Annotated in this window: 17 protein-coding genes; 2 read left to right on the top strand and 15 right to left on the bottom strand. The window is 42.7% G+C overall.

From position 1 onward, the window contains the following. Positions 1 to 6: 6 nt before the first annotated feature. The gene (locus K1F36_RS15400; RefSeq protein WP_220114647.1) at positions 7 to 1,374 is read right to left on the bottom strand and encodes a hypothetical protein; all 1,368 of its coding nucleotides are present in this window, start codon (positions 1,372 to 1,374) and stop codon (positions 7 to 9) included. 129 nt (positions 1,375 to 1,503) lie between these two features. Between K1F36_RS15400 and K1F36_RS15395 the strand changes: the two genes are divergently transcribed. Further along, the gene (locus tag K1F36_RS15395) at positions 1,504 to 2,775 is read left to right on the top strand and encodes a hypothetical protein (RefSeq protein ID WP_220114646.1); all 1,272 of its coding nucleotides are present in this window, start codon (positions 1,504 to 1,506) and stop codon (positions 2,773 to 2,775) included. Positions 2,776 to 3,018: 243 nt separating this feature from the next. Here K1F36_RS15395 and K1F36_RS15390 read toward each other — a convergent pair whose 3' ends face one another. Together K1F36_RS15390 and K1F36_RS15385 are read right to left on the bottom strand one after the other, a co-directional pair. After that, on the bottom strand, positions 3,019 to 4,587 hold the full coding sequence (locus K1F36_RS15390; RefSeq protein ID WP_220114645.1) for a choice-of-anchor D domain-containing protein: 1,569 nt from the start codon (positions 4,585 to 4,587) through the stop codon (positions 3,019 to 3,021). Between the two features lie 406 nt (positions 4,588 to 4,993). Then, entirely contained in the window at positions 4,994 to 6,871 is a 1,878-nt protein-coding gene (locus K1F36_RS15385; RefSeq protein ID WP_220114644.1) for a choice-of-anchor D domain-containing protein, read from the bottom strand. 339 nt (positions 6,872 to 7,210) lie between these two features. On the opposite strand from K1F36_RS15385, the gene K1F36_RS15380 reads away from it, so the two are divergent. Continuing rightward, entirely contained in the window at positions 7,211 to 8,125 is a 915-nt protein-coding gene (locus K1F36_RS15380) for a PAS domain S-box protein (protein ID WP_220114643.1), read from the top strand. Between the two features lie 73 nt (positions 8,126 to 8,198). Here the strand turns inward: K1F36_RS15380 and K1F36_RS15375 are convergent, their stop codons facing one another. The 12 genes from K1F36_RS15375 to K1F36_RS15320 all read right to left on the bottom strand — a co-directional run bounded on the left by K1F36_RS15375 (position 8,199) and on the right by K1F36_RS15320 (position 21,052). Then, positions 8,199 to 9,209, bottom strand: a complete 1,011-nt coding sequence (locus K1F36_RS15375) for an NAD(P)-dependent alcohol dehydrogenase (RefSeq protein WP_220114642.1) — start codon at positions 9,207 to 9,209, stop codon at positions 8,199 to 8,201. A gap of 236 nt (positions 9,210 to 9,445) precedes the next feature. Continuing rightward, positions 9,446 to 9,964 carry a DUF5004 domain-containing protein gene (locus K1F36_RS15370; RefSeq protein WP_220114641.1) on the bottom strand — a complete coding sequence of 173 codons (519 nt, stop codon included), beginning with the start codon at positions 9,962 to 9,964 and terminating at the stop codon, positions 9,446 to 9,448. A gap of 549 nt (positions 9,965 to 10,513) precedes the next feature. Then, a complete protein-coding gene (locus K1F36_RS15365) occupies positions 10,514 to 11,206 on the bottom strand; it encodes a DUF4386 domain-containing protein (protein ID WP_220114640.1) in 693 nt (230 codons plus the stop codon). A 25-nt stretch (positions 11,207 to 11,231) separates the two neighbouring features. Continuing rightward, positions 11,232 to 12,548 carry a serine hydrolase domain-containing protein gene (locus tag K1F36_RS15360; protein ID WP_220114639.1) on the bottom strand — a complete coding sequence of 439 codons (1,317 nt, stop codon included), beginning with the start codon at positions 12,546 to 12,548 and terminating at the stop codon, positions 11,232 to 11,234. A 116-nt stretch (positions 12,549 to 12,664) separates the two neighbouring features. After that, positions 12,665 to 13,219 (bottom strand): NUDIX hydrolase, encoded by a 555-nt coding sequence (locus K1F36_RS15355; RefSeq protein ID WP_014033832.1) that lies wholly within the window; start codon positions 13,217 to 13,219, stop codon positions 12,665 to 12,667. A 70-nt stretch (positions 13,220 to 13,289) separates the two neighbouring features. Next, positions 13,290 to 14,423, bottom strand: coding sequence for an amidohydrolase family protein (locus K1F36_RS15350; RefSeq protein ID WP_220114638.1), 1,134 nt, complete (start codon positions 14,421 to 14,423; stop codon positions 13,290 to 13,292). 67 nt (positions 14,424 to 14,490) lie between these two features. Continuing rightward, the gene (locus K1F36_RS15345; RefSeq protein WP_220114637.1) at positions 14,491 to 16,362 is read right to left on the bottom strand and encodes an RCC1 domain-containing protein; all 1,872 of its coding nucleotides are present in this window, start codon (positions 16,360 to 16,362) and stop codon (positions 14,491 to 14,493) included. Between the two features lie 31 nt (positions 16,363 to 16,393). After that, positions 16,394 to 17,413: a polysaccharide deacetylase family protein gene (locus tag K1F36_RS15340; RefSeq protein WP_014033829.1), complete on the bottom strand. Its 1,020-nt coding sequence runs from the start codon at positions 17,411 to 17,413 to the stop codon at positions 16,394 to 16,396. Between the two features lie 51 nt (positions 17,414 to 17,464). Then, a complete protein-coding gene (locus K1F36_RS15335) occupies positions 17,465 to 18,472 on the bottom strand; it encodes a C45 family autoproteolytic acyltransferase/hydolase (RefSeq protein ID WP_014033828.1) in 1,008 nt (335 codons plus the stop codon). Further along, complete coding sequence (locus tag K1F36_RS15330) at positions 18,472 to 19,428, bottom strand: hypothetical protein (protein WP_220114636.1); 957 nt, start codon at positions 19,426 to 19,428, stop codon at positions 18,472 to 18,474. The genes K1F36_RS15335 and K1F36_RS15330 overlap by 1 nt, the downstream gene beginning before the upstream one ends. Continuing rightward, positions 19,425 to 20,882: an amidohydrolase family protein gene (locus K1F36_RS15325; RefSeq protein ID WP_220114635.1), complete on the bottom strand. Its 1,458-nt coding sequence runs from the start codon at positions 20,880 to 20,882 to the stop codon at positions 19,425 to 19,427. The genes K1F36_RS15330 and K1F36_RS15325 overlap by 4 nt, the downstream gene beginning before the upstream one ends. Next, the gene (locus K1F36_RS15320; protein ID WP_220114634.1) at positions 20,882 to 21,052 is read right to left on the bottom strand and encodes a hypothetical protein; all 171 of its coding nucleotides are present in this window, start codon (positions 21,050 to 21,052) and stop codon (positions 20,882 to 20,884) included. The genes K1F36_RS15325 and K1F36_RS15320 overlap by 1 nt, the downstream gene beginning before the upstream one ends. Positions 21,053 to 21,185 lie beyond the last annotated feature (133 nt).

The raw sequence follows: 21,185 nt of genomic DNA, 5'->3' as shown, positions 1-21,185 counted from the left end.
ATACTATCATTCAATGGATATTCCCTCCATATTGTTCAATTTTGCGATAAAGCCCCAGTTGAATTGTTGTCTTGCATCCCCGGAAAGCATAAAAACCAGTTCATTCGATCCTTTTTTCAGTTCCAAAGGCACTTGCTCGTCCGTAACAATGACCCGTCCTTCCACCCCCTTGTCGGCAGGGGGACGAAAATCCATACCTCCATCAAATCGTATTTTGGAATCAAATAGCACCACCAAATGATCGGCATAGTCAAAATTCATGAGTACGGTCCTATCCGAATCCGATACCAAATTACAGGTCAAGACTACGGTTTTGGTCATATCATCATAATACCTACTGATATTGATCAAACCATCTTCATCGGCCAAAACGGTTTTAAATTTTACTCGATGCTTTAAAATTGAATCCACTTGCGATTTAAAATTTGTGGAATCCTTTGCAAAGGGCTGTGATATGTGCCATGTCTTTAGAAATTCTTCCGTATCGGATGGATTCCCTTTATCCACATTTTGTGGTTTTGTTGTATCGCTTATTTCAGCAACGGAAAAATCACTGAAAAGCACAGGGTCAAAACTGCTGATCAAGCTGATTCCACCTCCCAGATCATCCCGCTTCAAATGGTCTACCGTAAAAACTGGTTTATCCATATCCTCAATAAAAACGGACATTTGGTCTTGCACCACCATGATTTTCACTTGAATCCATTGCTTAAATTCCAAAAAAGAGATACCTTTTTCAGTGAACCGGATGCCAAGAACCTTGCTTGTTTCGGGATCATATATATAGGATAAATCTTCTTCCATAAAATCAATAAAGGAAGTTTTAGAAAATACCAGACCCCTATTCTTTAAGGCATTTAAGAGGTTTTCATTGGCCCCTCCCTTGACGATATCTGATTTAAAGGATATCGGTAATAAAGCTTGCTGTTTTCTGGGAAAAGATGCCTTGCCTTCGTATTTTGGGTAATTGTACAATTGCCATGGCAAATTGCCCCCATGAACAGGGACATATTGTAAGGCATCCTTATAGCCTCCTTTAGCTGCCCTCAAATAGAGGTACTCAAAATTTTTGGCATCCTGCATCCTAAAACCTATACCCGGAGTAAGACCTTTGGTCCAAAACTCCACTTGGAAATTCTTAAAGTTCCTGTCCTTGACAAATGCACGTTGGCCCGGCTCCAACCTGAGGGCCTGTTTTCCCTCATCGGTCACCACATGGATACTGAGCAAGGAGTCCTTGTGATCATAAATGTCCCAGAGGGAATTGCTAAAGGGAATGTACTGCTTTCCATTATGTATTTGTCCTTGCTGTCCGCAGGACAGGGTACTGATCAAAATGGCAAAGATTAGGATAGTCAAACTGTTTGTTCTCATATTAAAATTTTATTTTTGATTGCTATGGATTGATGAAAGTCAAAAGTAGTTTAGCGGTACATATGACAGGCCTCAACACCCTGTTCAAATCTGTTCAAGTTTATTCACAGGCGGTAAGCCGTCCCATACATGGAAGATCACAAAATTTATCTTGCCCATTGCTTTGACCTCATAGCCCAAAAGTTATCGTGGGGGCCCATAGCGACATGGGGCACTCGCGATTTCCAAATACTCAGTGAATCGATACACAAAGCGACGGGTACCCTTTTGAGTGTTTCCACTTTGAAACGGCTCAGTGGGAAGGTCAGTTATACCTCAAAACCCAGCCCAACCACCTTGGATGTATTGGCAGCTTATTTGGGATATCCGGATTGGCGTACGTTTGTATCACAAGAAAAGCCCGATCCGATTCAAAAAAAAGAAAAATCAACGACACCTAAGCCGCTTCAATATGCCAAACCCCTGCTGGTGTTGGCCCTCATAATGGTCACCGTGCTCCTCATGATTTACCGCAAGCCTGTGAACTATGATGCAAACGATTTTGAATTCAATGCCGAATCGGTCTCCACGGGAATCCCTAATTCCGTTGTTTTTAGGTACAATGCAAAAGCGGCCGATAAGGATGCCAAAGTTGCTATCCAACAAGACTGGGACGAGGGAAAAAGAGTTTCCGTCAATAGAGAGGACAGTGTGTCGACCAGTATCTACTATTGGCCTGGTTATTTCAAATCCAAATTAGTGGTGGATGATTCCATTGTAAAGGAAAGGCAGATATTGATTCCCACAGAAGATTGGTTGGGCACCATTGAAACCGACTCCTTGCCCATCTATTTGAACAAAACAGCATATCAATATGAAAATCGGCTCAGCACCTCAGCTGAAACCTTGCGTTCCCACGGAGTGAATCCCCTTGCCAAGCATACCATTACGGGGTTTTATCTGGTGAGGGATTTTGGAAGTATCTATACGGATGCGTTTAATTTGTCCCTTAGCTTGAAAAACAATCTTCAATCCGGTGCCAGTCCGTGCCAGGCAGCCCAAATCCAAATCATGCACGAAGATGGCCCCATAAGTATGGTACTCTCAAACAAAGGTTGTATTTCCAATATTTCGCTATTTGCCTTTGATTCGATAATCGATGGCAAAAAGAACGACCTTTCCGGATTTGGGGTCGACATGTCCAAAGGTGTGAAACTGGATTGTGTTTCAAAGGACAGGAAAATGGACATCCGCATCAACGATACATCCGTATTCACCTTGAACGTACCAAAATCTCCAAAGAAAATATTGGGCCTCAGGATTCTATTTGAAGGCACAGGAACAGTCAATCAACTAGTTCTGGGAAACGACTCGGGGGTTGTTCATTCCTTGGGGTCCAAGGATGGTGGGAGAGAAAAGTAACGTGGTTCCATAACTTGCATAAGAGTCCAACCTCAATGAGCCACCCTGACCCAATAGCTTGGGCGGAAGTTACCAAAAACGCTGTATAAATCAATGGGCCACTGCAGAACAAAAAGTCCATACAGTGGCCACAATAAAAAACAGCTATAAAATACCCCTTACCAAGAATTTGGCGAAGCAAAAAAACCAGAAGGCTTTAACAAAGAAAACAAGTCCATGGGAAAAAAGGACCAAAATTGTGGATTAGGGACAATTTGAATTGTAATTGGCCGTCTCATCTTTAACCCAATCGACAGGAGGGACAAAGCCCTCATCGATCTGAATGCAGCTCAAATCATTGTTTTGGGCGTTCATCAAAAACAATTCTTGATTGACCCCGTTGGCCAGGTTCAGACTGACCAATTGATTTTGCTCACAGGTCAAATAGCTCAATGCCACATTACTGGAAACATCCAAGGCGGTCAATTCATTGACCCCACAGTATAAGGACTGCAATGCTACATTTTGGGACACATCCAAACTGGCCAACCCATTATCGAAACAACTCAATGAAATCAACTTGGTATTCTGGGTCACATCCAAATTGGTCAACGCATTGTAAATACAGCTCAGACTTTTTAATTCCACATTTTTACTCAGGTCGAGATTTGTCAATTGGTTGTTGCCACAGGACAGTTCCTCCAAAAGAAGAAGCTTGGAAATATCCAAGGTATTCAACTGGTTATTGGAAATGTCCAGATCCATCAATAACGTATTTTGGGAGAGGTCCAATTGTGAAAGTTCATTTCCATTCGCCCACAGTGCGATCAACTTAGCATTGTTGGTGACGTCCAGAGCGGTCAGTTGATTATTGTGCACCCTTAATTGGACTAGCTCGGTATTGTTTGTCACATCCAAGGAACCCAATTGATTGTCCGATGCTACCAATCGATTCAAATTTGGGTTCTGGGAAACATCCAACCCGGTCAGTTGATTTTTATAAACCATCAGTTCCTTTAGCTCTGGGTTATTGGATACATCCAATGAGGTCAGTTGATTGTCGTTACAATATAACCCTCGAAGATTGGGGAGTTCCGATATATCCAACTGTGTCAAAACATTGTCCTGAACAAATACAAACTCCAAAGCTTGGTTATCGGAAAGATCCAGAGCGGAAACTTGGGTACCCGATATCAGCAGTGCCCTAATATTAACAAAAGCTTCCAAGCCCGTCATATCGGTCACTTCACCATCCAAACACATAAGTAGTCCTTCTTGTGCCCAGGCCTCACTGACCTGTATCTCACCATCTTCATTGGTATCAATTATGGATGTCGTATACCCTTCGAGGGTACCATTGGAAGTCTTTCCAAGGCCTAACAAGCGCGTTTTTAGCGCAGCATCCGGGACATTAACCACACCATCAGGATCCAATGATTCCCCTGATAGCTTTACCGTATGAACTCCCAAATTGCTATTGATGGTCAATAAGGCTTCTTTAGCGCCTATTTGTGTTGGCTCAAAAACAACCTCCAATTCAAGGGAAGCTCCCATTTGGATTGTCCTATCAGCGATACTACTACCCAAATTAAAATCCGAGGCATTGGTTCCTGAAAAGGCTACCTCTTTAAGCATTAAATCCCCTTCCCCCTCATAGGTCACGGTAGCTTTCATACTTTTCACCTCGCCCTTTGGCACATGGCCAAAATCCATACTGCTTTGATCGATTTCAAAAGTACCAGAAGGAACAGTAGGCCCATCGTCCTTGCTACATCCAAAGGCCCACAACAAAACAACGGCCATAGTGGCCCAAGCAAATTTCATGTCTTTCATAATTAAAAAGATTTAGGAATACATCGAAGCATCCAAAAAACACTTCGCTTACAAGTTTTAATTAAAAGTAAAGGGTTATTTCAGCTTGAACAAGGCTATAACACGACCATCGTTAACATAGCGTTAGCGTCTCAAAAAATGTGGCTTTAGAAAAACAAATCACCTGTGTTCATTTAGCCCGAGTATTCAGCACCCTCAAAATGGATTGAACGAATTCTTTATAAAGCGCCCTACTTTTGATACACCTTTTGAAAGATAATTTGTAAATCGGGAATCACTTTCGAGGTTTTTTTCGAGTTACTGTTCAAGTATATACAATTACCATAATCCTCCTCAAGAAATAAAGAGTGGGTTTTCTTGAAAAAGATAGAAAACTATATATGTTAAAACAATACCCCTAACCGCTTCACGGACAAGAGGTACTGTAGCTGGTCGAATCATCCTTATTCCACGAACCGTCGGTTGGAGGTTCAAAACCCTCGTCTATTTGTATACAGGTCAAATCGGGATTGTTTTTCGCTCCCATATAGTTAATCCCCGTATTGTTCCCATTATTCAGAATGAGCACCTTAAGTTGATTACTCTCACAAATCAACCTTTGTAGGCTGCCATTGCTTGAAACGTCAAGGTTAGTCAACTTGTTTCTAGGGCATGAAACATATTCCAAAGCTGGATTTTGCTTTAAACTCAGAGAAGTTAAGAGATTATCTGCTATGGATATACTGGTAAGTGCCACGTTTTTAGAAACGTCCAATGTGGTCAATTTATTTACATCCGAATAGAATAACTTTAAGTCCAGGTTCTGGGTCAAATCCATACTGCTCAATTGATTGAGACCACATCTGATTTCCTCAAGCTTTGAATTGGTGGTGATATCCAGAGAAGTAAGTGCATTTAACTGTACCCATAATAACTTCAAGTTGGGGTTATTTGACACATTTAAACTCGACAACTGATTGTTATCCAAATAAAGTGTTTCCAAAGCAGAGTTTTGGGTAATGTCAATATTGGTCAATTCGTTTCGTTGTGCCATTAATGAAATGAGGTTCGGACTGTTCGAGACATCGAGCACGGACAATGCGTTGTCATCGACAAGCAAGGTCTCCAAAGCGGTGTTCTGAGACAAGTCCAACTTAGTGAGTCCGTTTCTTTGTACCCTTAAAATTTTAAGGTTTGTATTTCCTTGGACACTCAAGTTGGATAATTTATTATCATCCAAGTGCAAGGTTTCCAAGGCCGGACTATTGGAAATATCTATACTGGTAAGTTCACATCGATAAGCAATGATTGTCCTTAAACTTGAATTAATGGAAAGGTCCAACTGGGTCAATGGGTTGTTGTCACACCTTAATTCGGTTATGTTTATAAAAGCTTCGATTCCTGATAAATCATTTACACCCCTTTGGCTGCTTGATATCGTGCCCGTATAGCTCTCTGCTTCCGATACTTGGATTTCCCCATCATCGTTCGTATCGATTTTACTGATATTGGTTCCAGCAATGGTTGATCCATGAGCCAACAGGACCGCTTTGAAATTGGTGTCCGGAATAGTGACCACTGGTTCATTTACAACCCCATTCCCCTGTAAACCGATGGTATGGTCACCAACATTGGTAGTCAAGGTAATCACAGCTGATTTAGCACCTTTACTTTGAGGCATAAAAATAACTTCCAGTTCATAGAATGCACCTGGAGCCATTGTCTGGGCTGTAAAATCGGTTTGAAAACTACCTGCGTCCCCTTCCACACTATAGGACATCAGATGAAGATCGGCAGTCCCTTGATTGGTCACGGTGAAAACTTGTGCAACCTCACCACCTGTATCCACATCTCCGAAATCCTTTTCATCAATATCGATCCCAAAAACGGCTACAGGAACAGGTACACCCTCCCCTTTCAAATTGATCTTATTTTCTCCAATATTACTGACAATGGTCAAAACGGAAGTCTTCTCACCCTCCACGGTTGGTATAAAATTCACATCCATTTCAAAGATTCCATCGGCTGGCAAAATTACCTCCGACTCACTAAAATTTACACTGAATCCAGATGTATCATCACTGGAAAGTGAATAATCCTTTAAAACCAAATCATCTTCACCGGTATTGGTTATCGTAATTTTCACATTTTTTAGTGATCCAATCTCTACTTCGCCAAAATCAATAGTTTTTTTATCCACAGAAAATGCTGCGGGAGCCATTTCAGGACCATCATCCGTACTACATCCAACTACCCAAAGTAAGACTACCGCCATAACGGCCAATGTGAATTTCATGTTTTTCATAATTAATAAGATTAAGATTTAGGAATTGTGAAGTATCCAAGAACACTTCGTTTTTAAATTTTTGGCCAAATCTAGCCGTTCATGGCAGCGCGGACAAGACTGAATCTTCAGTTGCGTTAACATAGCGTTAGCAATTCCAAAAACATTATTCTTATCCAAACAACCCAAGTCCTTATAAGCATCCTATATTCGATGGATGTGGTTTCCAAAGATCATGGAACAGGTTTAATTTCAGCCTTGAACCAAACAACAAACATTATGGTTCAATCATTTTTTTTAACTTGGAATACCATAGTAGTTTTGTAGCATCCCACGGTCAGAGGGACCCAAAATGTATACATGAAAGAAACAAAGGGACAAGGGAAAGAGACGGAACGGCTGTTGCGGTTGCTGGAAGAGGACAGCAACCTTGATGGAGAAGCTTTGTCCAGATTGTTGGCACTTCAACAACTGGACAAGTTGAAGCTGATTGCAGAAAACACCATTGATGTCGTTTGTTTACACCATCCTGCCGATGGACAATATCTATATGCAAGCTCTTCGACGGAACGTATCATGGGATATACCCCGGAAGATCTTAAAGGAAAAGTTCCCTATGATTTTATTCATCCCGAACAATATTCCAAGCTTCTGAAAAATGTGTCCAATTCTTCCGAGGGCTTGACCTCCATGCCTGAAAAATTGGAATTGAGGTTCAAGACCAAACATCATGGTTACCAATGGTTTGAAGGATATACCAAGCCAATATTTGATAAAAAGGACAAAGTGGTATTGGTATTGAGCTGTACTCGGAATATTCAGGACAGAAAATTGGCGGAATTGGAACGAAAGGAAAAAGAAATTATCCAACAGAACCTCCTGATGTCTTCCATATTATTTGAAAAAAAGAAGAACATTATCAAAAAAATAGAACAGCGAATCTTGGAGGTTGAACAGGACACAAGAAAAGAATTGAGAAGCATCCTGTGCCATATTCAGGAAACCATGAACCTAGATGAAGATTGGGAGGATTTCATGATGCACTATAAAAAAGTGCACCCCGATTTTTATGCCAACTTATCCATGCATTACCCGGCACTATCCCAAAAGGATATGAAGCACTTGGCCTATATTAGGATAGGCATGACCTCATCGGATATTTCGCGAATCATGATGGTAAAAAAGGAAAGCCTAAGAGTGGTAAGGAACCGATTGAAAAAAAAATTGGGATTGGACGCCTCCGAAGATCTGATGACTTTTGTAAAACGTCTTTAGGTAGCACCATGGCTTAATTGAACTTGATGGTTAATTTGAGTCATTTATCGATTGAATTTTGGAAGTACTGTCTTCATGAATTGGAATTGGAATTGGAATTCCAATTCAGATCAACAATGACATTTCCCTTTTTTACCCCACTTTCAACATATCGGTGCGCCTCAACCATTTGATCGAGAGGATATCTTTTGTCAATAATCGTTCTCAATTTTCCATCCGCAAACAATTTGGACAGTTGTGCAAGGTATGCTTTTCTTTTGGAAATAGGTAAGAGACCTGTTGCAGAAAACAGCACCTTCCTTTTACAGAACACTTTGGTCCACCACATCTGCCTAATAATTCCTATGGAAAGCACTGGATTCAAATAGACACCCGTTTCACTCAAGGAGTTTAAGCATTTTTTAAATGAAGTCTTGTTGGCAACATCAAAAATGATATCATAAATCTCTCCATTTTCAGTGAAGGTATTGCAGCTATAGTCGATAACTTTATCGGCACCCAAGGAACGGACCACTGCCATCATAGAGGTGCTACAAACCCCGGTGACCTGTGCACCAAATGATTTTGCTATTTGAACAGCGGCGGTACCAACGGTTCCTGAAGCACCATTGATAAGCACCTTTTGGTTAGGTTTTACTTCAGCGAGAGACACCATAAAGTTCCAAGCGGCCATAAATGTACATACCGGCGCCAATTCCTCATACTTAATCTTCTTCGGCCTTTTTAACAACAGCCCCTTTTCTTGAACACAGACATATTCTGCATAACATCCCAGTCCTTTTCCGGAATGTCCAAAAACCTTATCACCTACCTTGAATTGGGCAACATTCTTGCCAATCGATACTATCTCACCTGAAAATTCAGCGCCCAAAATCGGGTTTTTAGGTTTAGTAAAACCCAAAATCAATCTGGTAAAGTATGGCCTCCCCATTCGTTGCAACGGATCCTCCGTGGTAACGGGTATGGCATCAATTTTTATTAAGACCTCATCCTCCTTGTGTATAGGCATTTCAATATCTACCAACTGAAGTGCATCTGGTTTCCCGTACTTATTTAGGGTAACAGCTTTCATCCGTTTGCTCATATAATTTTGATTCTAATGGTCGTCATTGAATAACATTTTGAAACGCATGGAACTTCCTTCTGGTCAATCTAAACCGGATTAAAACAGACTTTTACCTTCCTATCCCTGAAACTGAAACTTATTCATAAAAATGGTGGAAATCTAGCCTTCCATCATGGGAAAAAGCCAACAACAATATCTCCGATATCTACAACTTACTCCGCCTAACCAACCATTGGGAACCCCATGCACTTCAACTATGGGGCCAACGAATAGGTAAATACTATTTTGGTCTGGATGATTGTTCCATGAACATCCTTTAGCTTGTATACTTCTGAAAACGTAAAAGTATCTCCCTCTGTGTTCAACTTCAATGGAGCGGTCTGAATGCTACAAGTTGAAGTTAGGCTCAATATTTGGGCACTGAATTTCCAAGATCCCGTTGCAGTGATAGGATAATCACAATCTCCAACACGTTGACCTAGATCGTAACGATAGGTTCGGTCATCATCAAAAATATAGGAAGCATCCCGGTCACATTCGGAGTATTGTTCGAACAGATCGGTCGAAGGGTTCTGCTCTTCATCATCGGTCAGGTCAATTGCAGATTCCGAAGTTATCTCGGACAATACCCATGTACCGACCAACTGTTCTTCCTGCCCGGTCAATGCACCCACAAAATCCTTGGGACAAGCATTACCCTGATCCGAATCACAGGATACTACAATTAAGGCAAAACAAACCCAACCGGCAAAAGCCAAAACATTTTTTTTCATAGCGATTTTTATGTTTAAATGATTTACATATTTGATTAACGGACACACAAAAGGTTGCCCATTGCATCGGATATTTTTAGAATGTTTTTCAACAAATCTTCCAAGGCATACACCTCATTTTTTAAGGGTTCCAAACTTCTTGTTCCTATCATACCGATCACTTCCTGGTTTTCTCAAAACAAGGCAATACCTATGATTAAAAATACGGCTCCTGGTTCACCCAAAACACAGGGGCTGTCCAAGGAAATTTTCTGCAAAAACATGTCATCATGTTAGGAGGAAAATTGTTCTCTACCTCACCTATTTTGTCTCCAAACTCAATATGCACTGTTTCCACGCCTTTATTCCCCGTAAAGTTGCCCAAATAGAAGCCGAAAGACAAGGAAAATATACCTTCGTGCCGGGGCAAGGGAATGGGCCAACTGTCCTTCCCATCGCATCAACAGCCAAGGTAATCCAAGCGTAGACCACTATTTTTTTAAATGGGTAAACCCATAGTATATCATTCACCCATATACGCAAGACATATTTCAATACTTTCAGACCATTTTACAAAACATGCCCTTCACCTCCTTTGTTCACCTTAAACCCCTTGGTCAACAACCAAATCCCCAACACCAGTTCTAAAAGTGCCGTTGGAGCATTCATCATCAAATATTCCGGAGTGATTACCTCCACATATTCAAACAATAAAAACCCGCTAGCGGAAATGGACAACATGGTGCCAAACAAACCCCATAACGGAAGCCAGTCCGGTAACAAATCCGAACGAAGCAACATCCAATAAAGCATCAGGTTTCCCGTACCAAGGGCAAAGACCATAAAAACATGATTGGTTTGATCCCTGATTACCTTTAACATCTGGCCTACGGCCTGCCCGACCCCAACATTTCCACTTCCAAAAAGCTCCAATTCTTGCCCTAGGGCCAGAATGGCAAGCATGACCATGATACCAAAAATCAAAATACAACCGGCAATGATTCGAAAGCTTAAAAAGCCAAGGGCCAGATCCCTGTCTATTTTTTGCAAAATGGGAAATAAAAGAATCGCAAACCCCATATAAGTCAAAAACAGAATGAATTGGAACAGCGCACTAAGTTGTACTCCTATGGGATCAACAACCACATTGGTCAGAAAATCCTCACTGTCCACGGCAGGGGCAATACTCAAGATTCCCACCACAAGGCCCAGTAAAATCAATAGCCCGGCCATGGTATCCCTACGATTAACAAATTTCATCATGTACGTATTTCATATAAATTTTTAGTTACTCCCGTGTCAGCACATGTGTTTTCCCGCCTTGGATAATGGCCAATTGACCATTTTCAGTGAAAAACCTGATCGCAATCCCCGCAGGTTCATATTTAAATTCACCTTTTGCAGTGGCTACCATCTTCATTTTTGCATCTCCTGGGGCTTGTACAAATAATTGTTTCCCTGATCTGGTAATCGATAATTTTACAGGAAAGGATTCACTGGAGTACACGCCAAGGTAGGCGTCCAATTCCTTAGCCCTAGGATGGTACACCCTAAAGTCCGGGATATCATAGTGCTTACCGTAAAGCGCATTGACCATGGTGACCGTTATGGTGTTCAAGGTATAGTTCAATCCATTGGATAGGACAACAAAACCATACTTATCGTCCTCAAAATATCGCATAGCCCCAATAAAACCGTCAATCTCACCATTATGACCATAACTGACATGATCATTATAAGCTATCTTGAACAGTCCCATCCCAAAATTCTCCCGTATGGTCTTCATTTTGGACAGGCTTGCCTTGGACAATAGGCCACCCGTAAACAGGGCATCAGCAAAGACCAATAGGTCCGACGGGGTAGAAACAATACCCCCCGCTCCCAATCCAATGGAAGGATCTGTTTCCTCCATGAGTTTCCATCGGCCCTCATACGTATAGGAAAGGCTCTCCTTCTGGTTCCCATTCATAGGACCTCCAAAATACGTGTGGGCAAGTCCTAGCGGATCGATCAGTTGCTCCCACAAAATCGCTGCATAGGACTGCCCGTACACCTTTTCCAAAATAATGGAGAGCAATACATAATTGGAATTGCTGTACCCCCCTTTATCCCCCGGTTCAAACATACTTCCCCCTTGCGCTATGATGTTGACCATTTCCTCGGGGGATTTATGGGAAGTATGGTAACTGAGGTAGTTTTCCTTATCATCGGTAAAATTGAACACACCGCTTCGATGGCTCAATAATTGGGCAATGGTAATCTTTTCCGAATTTATTATCGAAGGAAAATACCCTTCAATGGTTCCATCCAGATCGAGCATCCCCTCCTCAATGGCCTTAAAAATCAGGACAGCGGTAAATACCTTGGAAATAGAACCGATCCCATAGCTTGTGTTTACATCCGGTTGTTGTTCCAATTCCAAATTGGAATATCCCACCTGCTTATCATAGACAACCTTGCCATCTTTTAGAATAGCCACGCTGCCCATGAACTTGTCATTGCTTTCCAAGGTATTGAAATAGGTATCCAACCTATTGATATCCATATCTTGTGCAAAGGTTCCATTAAAGAACATTCCCAAGAGCATAATTGCACAAAGCATCATAATTGGTTTATATGTGAACAATCGCATCTTACTAAATAGGTAACAGATCATTTTTTTAAACACCGTTTTATTTTTGAAAATTATTGGGAGGTTACTAAGGATTTTTGATTTATCCATTACATACCGGCCAATGGATAAAAGTCCTCTACCATACTTGATTTCATATTTCCATTTACTTTAAAAAGATTAAAAGCTCCTCCCCATACCTTGTCGGGTTTATCCAAGATTTGTTTGGTCATTTCCTTTAATGCCGGTACCGTTGCACCTAATTTGCCCAAGGCCTCCTCTATCGGCATCCAATACACTTCCTCATTTTTGGATGGCGGCACCAAGGTCCCACGGACATAATTGGCCACATAAAGTTGGCGTATATCAGCGGTAGGCTTAAAATCATAGGTATAGGTAAACAGTCCCCTTAGACCAATCCCGGAAATTTGAACACCATAGCTTCCCGCCATTTTATCAATAACCTCTTGTATGCTTTGCGGTTCTTTAAAATAAACTGCCGGGGTCATCCACCCGTACGGGGTTTTTCGGATTAGGATTTTATCCCCGTCCTTGACCACGGTCAAACGTATGATGGTTTGATTTACTGGTTCAGGTACTTGGGCACTGCTTCGAACAAATACTCCCAAAACCATTAAAAGCACAAACATCTTTTTTTTCATCATGATTATTTGAATTAGTTGCCAAACGGCAATGATTTAATACTTTCCAACATGCCATCAAGTCGATCCCGATTTAGGTACTGCCCCCTCTACAAATTAGTACATGGATATCCTTGGTAAGACCAATGTCCCGAACAGGATTCGCATCCGATAGCAAAAAGTCAGCTTCCCTTCTCGCTACAATGGTTCCAAATTGCCCTTCCATACCTAAAAATTCAGCTGTATCGATTGTAGCCGCACGAAAGGCTTCCATAGGGGTCGATCCGGCAAACACCAGTTCTTCCAACTCATCATGCACAGCAAATCCGGGATATACATAACTGTCGCCAACATCGGTTCCCACTAAGATCCGTATCCCAGCGTCAAAGGCCTCCATGGTGATTTCCAATCCCATTCGGTAAAACTTTCGATAAGCTTCCCTTCCATATGCTGTGGAATCCAAGGCGACCACCCGATCAGCATCGGCATTCCAAGCATCCAAAAGCATGGTGAGGCTATATTGATTTCTGGCATCCTCAATAAAACTGGGGGCGTCATCAAATGTCTCCATTTTGCACTTCACGTGGGTGGGCACATACCATGTATCGTTCTTGACCATGATCTCAGAAATATCTGCTGTCCGATCCGGATCGTATAGACCGACTATCGCCTGCATCCATTCCGCTGAAGGGTCTTGGGACATGGCCAATTGCCGAAAGTCCTCGGCGTTAAAAAATCCTTCAAACAACAGATCACGTGCATGTTCCAAACTGCGCAATCCTTTACGGGACGCATCTGCCTCTGACCTACGAAGGGGAATGCGTCCACCAAGGACAATATCGCGAACTCCGGTTACCTCATTGGCGATAAAAAACGGTATCATACATTCCCTGTTAATAAAGGAGGGCATACGATTCCCTCGCTTAGGGGAATGCATATCCCTAAGACCCGGAAAAGGATATTTCCCTTGGGCACCAATGACCGTTTTAAAATCATTTACATCTACCCCAAAGGAGTTCCTTACGGATTCGATGATTCCTTTTGAGTCCAAAATACTTTGGTCGGGACGCACCTCTTCCTTCTTGACATCCACTACATTGACGTGATCAATCAAATATCTTATCTCCGAAAAGAGGACATTTTGTCCACTCAAAGAATCAATATGGCCCATGGCTAATAAAAGTACAAGCAATATCGGTCTTGAATTGTTGAAAAAAAAAGTTTTCATACGTCTCTAATTAATAGTCGATGCTTAGAAGAGGTGGCCAACATTCAAGTATAACATCAACTGAAATTCAAGGTATTTCCACCCCAACAGAATTGGTGGAGGAAGTAGTAGACCCATCTCCCAATTGACCATAACTGTTGCTTCCTGCACTCCATAAGGTATTGTCCTCCCTATATAACATACTGTGAACACTACCGGCAGACAGTAGTTTGATATTCCCCATTATCTGTACTGGGGCAAAATTGGAAACTTCGGTGGTTCCAGAATGCAAAAGTCCATGTTCATTGTTGCCCAATCCCCATAAGGTTTGATCCTGATCCAATATCAGCGTATACACATATCCTGCGGATACCTTGGCAACACCGGCCATGATTTGTTTTGGTATGAGAACGTTTTCTGTTTCATTACCCCGCAATTGTCCAAATTCATTATGGCCCATACCCCACAAGGTCTTATCTGTTTTAATCACCAAACTGTGACTGTGCCCTGCCGAAACCATTAGCACATCGGACATCACTTGCTTAGGAGTAGAAATATGAACAAGGGTACCGTCACCCAACTGCCCATATCCGTTGAATCCGGTAACCCATAAGGTATTGTCCTCCTTTACGATCAAAGAATGGGCAGCCCCTGCAGCTATGGCCCTGACATCTGTCATTACTTGTTGACAATCAACATGTATGTTTCCCGAACCGCCATTGCCCAATTGTCCAAAAGAATTACTCCCAGTACTCCAAAGGGTGTTGTCTGTTTTTAAAATCAATGAATGTGCCTGTCCAGCCGCAATAGCCTGGACATCTGTCATGATTTGCTTGGGTACAAAGACATTTGTTTGGGTACCATCGCCCAGTTCACCCGACGTATTGCGACCGGTTGCCCACAAGGTATTATCGGTTTTTAGAATCAAAGTATGTCTTTCACCCGCTGCTACTGTTTTGACATCAGACATGATATGAACTGCCTTCAAATACCTGTCCTGACCGGAAACACCCAACTGGCCTTGGTAATTCCAACCGAATCCCCACAAGGTATTATCGGATTTTACCATCAAGGTATGATATCCTCCTGCTTCGATTTGTTTCAGGGGCAGGACCGCAAAGTCTTCACCACTGATCACTTCCTTTCCATCGACAGTGACACTGATTTTTCCTGTACTGGCCCCTTCAGGAACCACCACTACCAATGTGGTCTCAGAAGCCGATATGAGATTGGCAACCATACCGTTAATAAGAACTTCGTTCTCCGAAGCCGTAGCGCTGAAATGTTCACCTTCAATGGTGATTCCCTCACCAATAATTCCGCTTAAGGGCGAAAAACCACTGATGCTTGGTGGTTGGTTGACCGTAAACACTTCACTACTTGTGGTGGTCATGCCATTGACGGTCACCTTGATATTGCCCGTTGTGGCCCCTTCGGGCACGGTCACCACCAAAGCGGTTTCCGTGGCACTGGTCACTGTTGCTGAAGTACCGTTAAAAAGAACCTCATTGCCACTGGTGGTGGCATCAAAGTTTTCCCCCTCGATGGTCACCTGGTCCCCCACATAACCATTGTCCACAGAAAGAACGGTAATCTTCGGGGAAAACAACACGGTGAAATCGGTTAAACTGGTCCCAACCTCCCCATTAACGGTTACGGAGACCTTTCCAGTTGCTGCCCCCTCAGGTACGGTCACTATCAATTGGGTCTTCGTGGCCGTCTTTACGGTGGCCTTGATGTCATTGAACTTCACCGCGTTCCCACTGGCCGTGGTACTGAAATGTTTACCATTTATAGTGACCTCGTCCCCTACCTGACCACTGGTCGGGGCAAAATCACTAATTATAGGGACAACAGGTTGCCCACCATCTCCGTTATCATCCTTACTACAGGCTCCCAAAAAAATGAGGGAACAGACTAAAAAAACTGTTTTGAATTTTCTGATTATACATGTATTCATGTCCATTGATCGTTTAAATAAGGTTACGTATTTACTGTCGTTTTTTGATTATTTCATGATAGGTGCTCTCAATATCCTTGAGGCTGGGTTCCTGTTTCATCCATGAAACCCTGATTTTTTGGGATGCCATCCAACGGTACAACCAACTGACCCCCCATTTTCTATAGTAATGATCCGGGAGTTGATACAATGGGTCCTCCAAAGATTGATCAAGGTCTACAATATCGTAACCTTGCTGCTTTAACCGTATGATGATTTCTTCTAGGTAATCCGTGTTCAACCGATTGTCATGACAGAGATAGATATGGCTCATGGGGCGCCCATGCTCGGTTTGGGCAACGGTTTCAAAATGTTCCACCATCGCCATGGTCTTTTGCACATATGCTTCCCCAATGGCCTTGGCCTTTTCCAGCTCCCCTTGTTCGAGATAATATCGGTAAACCACATCGAACATCCAATCGGAACTTTCAATGGTAAAGGGTGTGATGACCATATTTCTGGACTCCATAAAGTCTCTCATCCGATGGTGTTGAAGGGAATCTTTCCCCATATCATTGAAGGGAAAGCGAAAATACCGAAGCTCTTTGTCATATTTGATGGCCAAGTCCCTGGACAGTTCCTCGCCTTTGACCACATCTGCCATAAAGGCCTCATACCCCACTTCGGAATACCTGGGATGGCTATAGGAATGGTTTCCAATTAAGGACTGTGCATTCGCTATCCATGCTTCCAATAATTTTTCGTTCTTGGCCCGGAATCGTGTCTTATATATTTTGTCCTCATTGATGAAAATGGTGAAGGGAACGTCAAGGGCGTCCAACATCAACAGCAGGTCCGAGCGGAATCCATTCTGCTCGTACATTTCGGTATTCGGGATATCGTCTATGGTGATGGAAATTGTTTTGTCCTGTGCTCTACCGTTTTGGAAAAAACATAGCATCAGTAGCATCAAAAGAAACTTGTCCTGAGCATAGCGAATACCTTGCACCACCAGGTTCCCTGAAATGGCCCGCTTAAAAAATAGTTTTGACCTTATGTTTTCATTCCCCATTTGTCCTTCTTTGTTTTTATCATTCTAACTTCATTTGCTCTATTGGATCCATTAGGACCGACTTCTTTTTTGTAGCCACCACGCCAGTCGGGTATCCTGTTTGTAATTATTCATCCTCGGTTTCGTCTCTGCCCTTTCAATGATGCCCTTGTTCAAATTGGATACAACGGACCATATGGTCCCAAAGCGCTCTTTTTTTAAATCCAGGCAGACACAACCATCGGATAAGATTGCTTTGGCCTTCTGTAGGTCCATACCATCCATGCCACCAAGCAATGTTTCCATTCCTTGATAGCGTTCGGCGCTTTTGCTCCAGGCTACTCCTTCTGCCTCGAACGCTTTCATCTCCGCACTTTGGAACTGATTGGTGATAAATAGATGCTGTTCTCCTGCTCCGGGCCTTCTCACAAAACTTCCTTGGGGACATGATTCCACAACGGCCAGCTCACCCATACGATCCGCAATGAGAAAATTACAGGCCGTAGAGATATTGGCCTGCTGAACAACTTCAATGGCCTGCTGGGTAACGCTACAGTTCTCCAACACCTTTCTGATAATAAAATGGAATCCAATTCCCGGCTGGACCTTCGTTCCATTGACAAAGGACATCGCAATGAACAGTCCTTTTTCATTGATCCCGTCCGATCGGCCTATAAATACATCGGATTGCCCGATATAGGCATACCTGTCCATTGGGGCAATCAATGAACTTTCGGTGAACTTTTTAAAGTCATAACGCATATCATAGTTGCGTCCAATAATAACATCCTCTTTGTTCCTACAGGCAAAAACACTGCACTGTCCCGTGGTATCAAAAACCCCAAGACTGAGTAAAAAGGCACCCAAAACTTCGGGTCGATCTTGTATCCCACATGCAAACCCCTCAATTTCTTCAATGACCTCGGGGTAGTATTCCCTTAGCATCTGATAGGATTTCAATCCAAAATCCATCTTTTCATTACTTATAATGGGTACACCAAAATTTACCTTTTCGTATAACAGTTTCCCATACTTGAAACCCATATCATAATACCTCCCATAAAGTCTTGGATGATACATCAGCTTTTATTTTGAATTATTAAACTTCTTCCCAAAGGCGCTCTAATCTTTTCAATAATGTCAGCATCTACCCAGTAAATGTCCTGGTTTCTGGTAAAAAACAAATACTGACCATCCTTGGTCACAAAAGGACACAGTTCATGAAACCCGGTATTGATATCATCTCCCATGTTTACCGCTTTGGTCCAGTTGTCATGTTCATCTTTAAAGCTGATGTACAGATCGCCTTGCCCATAGCCATTGTCCCTTATCCCACAGAATAGTATATAAGAAGCGTCCGGAGCCACAAAGACATCGGCCTCATAGGCATTGGTGTTGATGGCCTCATCCAAAAGAATGGAGGGTTGGAAGTCGCCATCAACAACGCTGGAGGCATAAATATCAAAATCATGTTCCCGATGCACGGACGCATTAAAATTGGAAGAGAAATAAACGGTACCCCTTTCATCAAAGGACATATAGTATTCATCCCTATCCGTATTGATGTTGGGTCCCACATTATAAACCTTTGTTTCCCAGTGCTTCCCCCCCCTTTTGATATACAACATATCATAATCACTTTTGGGCGGTTGGTCTTCACCCGAATAATTGGAAATAAAATAAAGTCGATCTTCGTCGGGAGAAAGAAATGGATCATTGTAACTCACAAGGCTATCCGACAAAAGGGCCACAGGTTTTGTCCATTCACCATTTTTAAGATAAGTGTAACGAATTTCAGATCTACCTTGGAGGTCGACCCCATAAAACAACTCCGTTCCCTCCTGATTGAAAACAGATCCAAACTCGGAGACATCTTTTTGGGAAATAACCCCAGGGGCGAATATTTTTGGGGTCATTGTTGGGCTATCTTGACCGAGATACGCCAAGGCAGGTGGTCCAAAATAGGACAGTGAGGCAGCAAACATCAAGGGAACGACCACCACCAATATGACCAGCATCAAACGCTCCCGTTTCATTCGAGACCAAATTTACCTTGGGCATCCCCAATCAGTTTACCGGGATCATAGCCCAAGCCATTCTTGAATACCGTATTGACCTTATGGATTACCGAGGTATCGTTGACCAAGGACCCGTCCAAAATGACAAAGTCCGCCTTTTTCCCAACCGCTATCGAACCAATATCATTTCTTTCAAGTACCTTGGCCCCATTTCCGGTCATGACCTGGATTGCTTCCTCTGTTTTAAAACCAGCTTCGCGCAGCAACTCAAAATTTCGTTGATCCCCAAAACCGGGAACAATATGTCTACCGGCATCCACTCCACTGCACAAAAGACCGCCCATTTTGAAGTATTGTCGCTCAAAGGCCATGATACGTTTCAAACGCAACTCCCTGGTCATATCATCCCTATGCCGTTGAGCCTCTTTCAACCGCTCCTCATATCGACCTATCAAATAGGGGGACATGACCGATTTGGCCCGATCGTCCAAATAAATCCTACCGGGTACACTGGCCTCATATATCGATAATGTGGATGTCAAAAACACCCCCATATCGATCATTTGTTGTTGCAAGCTTGTGACTTTCGGGTCATTCATGTCCAATTGATCCATATATTCCCTACCTCCCCCGCAAAGACCGTAAGCCTTATCGGTACGAAAATCGCTTGCGCTGTTCAATCCATGTTCGATGCCATCGATTCCAAAATTGGTGGCCTCTTCGAAGGTAACGGAGCACAAATGCCCACGGACCTTTGCCCCGTTACTGTGCGCCATATCAATGATTACCTCAAGATCATCCGGGTCAACATTTCTATAGACCTTGATCCATTTAACACCCCTGTTCAACCAATAGCCAATGGTATCCTTCAAATGCCCCCAATTCTTTGGTATGATCATGTTCGGATTTCCCCCGGGACCATTTACAAAAGGGGCGCTCGGAACAATATTGGGCCCTACTCTTTTCCCTCGCTCAATTTCATCGGACAGCAAAAGCTCTTTCCCCGCATCGGTGGCCCCACAGGTCTGTATGGTCGTCACCCCAGCGGCCAAATACAGTTTGGACGCAACTTCACCAACGTCGGGAAAACCTGGAATATGAAGATGGTTGTGCATACCGACCAGGCCTGGAATGATCGTTTTCCCCCGCATGTTCATCACGATTGCATTTCTAGGGATGGTCACCTCATCATCATTTCCGATCAGGTGAAATTTTCCCGATCTGACAATAATCGTTTGCTCTTCCTTGGGAGGGGCTCCGGTACCATCAATAATCGTGGAATTGCGAAGTGCTAAAATCGAGTAATTGTGCTTGATATAGTTCACGATACTATCGACATATACGTCCCGAGTGGATTCCAATTGTCCATTCTGATATCGTTCCACTCCAGTGTCCGAATCAAAATCATATCCCAAAAGGGGTATGATAACCAATACAAGGGCAATCCCTACCAATAACATTTTTTTGTTCATTATTCCTTATTTGCTTTATAGGTCAACGTTCTCCATAACTTCTCCAATGGATTGGGATAAGCAAAAGATTCGATATTGATGAGCAGAATGTCCAAAATGGCGATCCCCCACAGAAAATCCAAGGAAGATATCCTGTTCATAGTCGATGTGGGAGCAATCGTTCTGTTCATAGTTAATGTTGATGCAATGCACCCGGCACCGCCGTAAACAACGACAAATGCAGTATCAAAACCGGTAACAAAACTATAGAGGGTAGTATATACCAGGCTTGTAAAAAAGGGACATTTTAAGATCATCTTTGTT

The sequence above is a fragment of the Flagellimonas abyssi genome (genome assembly GCF_019457905.1).
Classification (GTDB): Bacteria; Bacteroidota; Bacteroidia; order Flavobacteriales; family Flavobacteriaceae; genus Flagellimonas; species Flagellimonas abyssi.
This window is presented reverse-complemented; position numbering and strand designations above follow the sequence as displayed.

Coding starts and splice junctions, on each gene's coding strand:
- K1F36_RS15335 (WP_014033828.1), bottom strand. CDS start 18,472: ATGTATCATCCAAGACTTTATGGGAGGTATTATGATATGGGTTTCAAG.
- K1F36_RS15395 (WP_220114646.1), top strand. CDS start 1,504: ATGGAAGATCACAAAATTTATCTTGCCCATTGCTTTGACCTCATAGCC.
- K1F36_RS15340 (WP_014033829.1), bottom strand. CDS start 17,413: ATGGGGAATGAAAACATAAGGTCAAAACTATTTTTTAAGCGGGCCATT.
- K1F36_RS15325 (WP_220114635.1), bottom strand. CDS start 20,882: ATGAACAAAAAAATGTTATTGGTAGGGATTGCCCTTGTATTGGTTATC.
- K1F36_RS15330 (WP_220114636.1), bottom strand. CDS start 19,428: ATGAAACGGGAGCGTTTGATGCTGGTCATATTGGTGGTGGTCGTTCCC.
- K1F36_RS15345 (WP_220114637.1), bottom strand. CDS start 16,362: ATGAATACATGTATAATCAGAAAATTCAAAACAGTTTTTTTAGTCTGT.
- K1F36_RS15365 (WP_220114640.1), bottom strand. CDS start 11,206: ATGATGAAATTTGTTAATCGTAGGGATACCATGGCCGGGCTATTGATT.
- K1F36_RS15320 (WP_220114634.1), bottom strand. CDS start 21,052: ATGAACAGAACGATTGCTCCCACATCGACTATGAACAGGATATCTTCC.
- K1F36_RS15385 (WP_220114644.1), bottom strand. CDS start 6,871: ATGAAAAACATGAAATTCACATTGGCCGTTATGGCGGTAGTCTTACTT.
- K1F36_RS15360 (WP_220114639.1), bottom strand. CDS start 12,548: ATGATGCTTTGTGCAATTATGCTCTTGGGAATGTTCTTTAATGGAACC.
- K1F36_RS15370 (WP_220114641.1), bottom strand. CDS start 9,964: ATGAAAAAAAATGTTTTGGCTTTTGCCGGTTGGGTTTGTTTTGCCTTA.
- K1F36_RS15375 (WP_220114642.1), bottom strand. CDS start 9,209: ATGAGCAAACGGATGAAAGCTGTTACCCTAAATAAGTACGGGAAACCA.
- K1F36_RS15350 (WP_220114638.1), bottom strand. CDS start 14,423: ATGAAAACTTTTTTTTTCAACAATTCAAGACCGATATTGCTTGTACTT.
- K1F36_RS15355 (WP_014033832.1), bottom strand. CDS start 13,219: ATGATGAAAAAAAAGATGTTTGTGCTTTTAATGGTTTTGGGAGTATTT.
- K1F36_RS15400 (WP_220114647.1), bottom strand. CDS start 1,374: ATGAGAACAAACAGTTTGACTATCCTAATCTTTGCCATTTTGATCAGT.
- K1F36_RS15380 (WP_220114643.1), top strand. CDS start 7,211: ATGAAAGAAACAAAGGGACAAGGGAAAGAGACGGAACGGCTGTTGCGG.
- K1F36_RS15390 (WP_220114645.1), bottom strand. CDS start 4,587: ATGAAAGACATGAAATTTGCTTGGGCCACTATGGCCGTTGTTTTGTTG.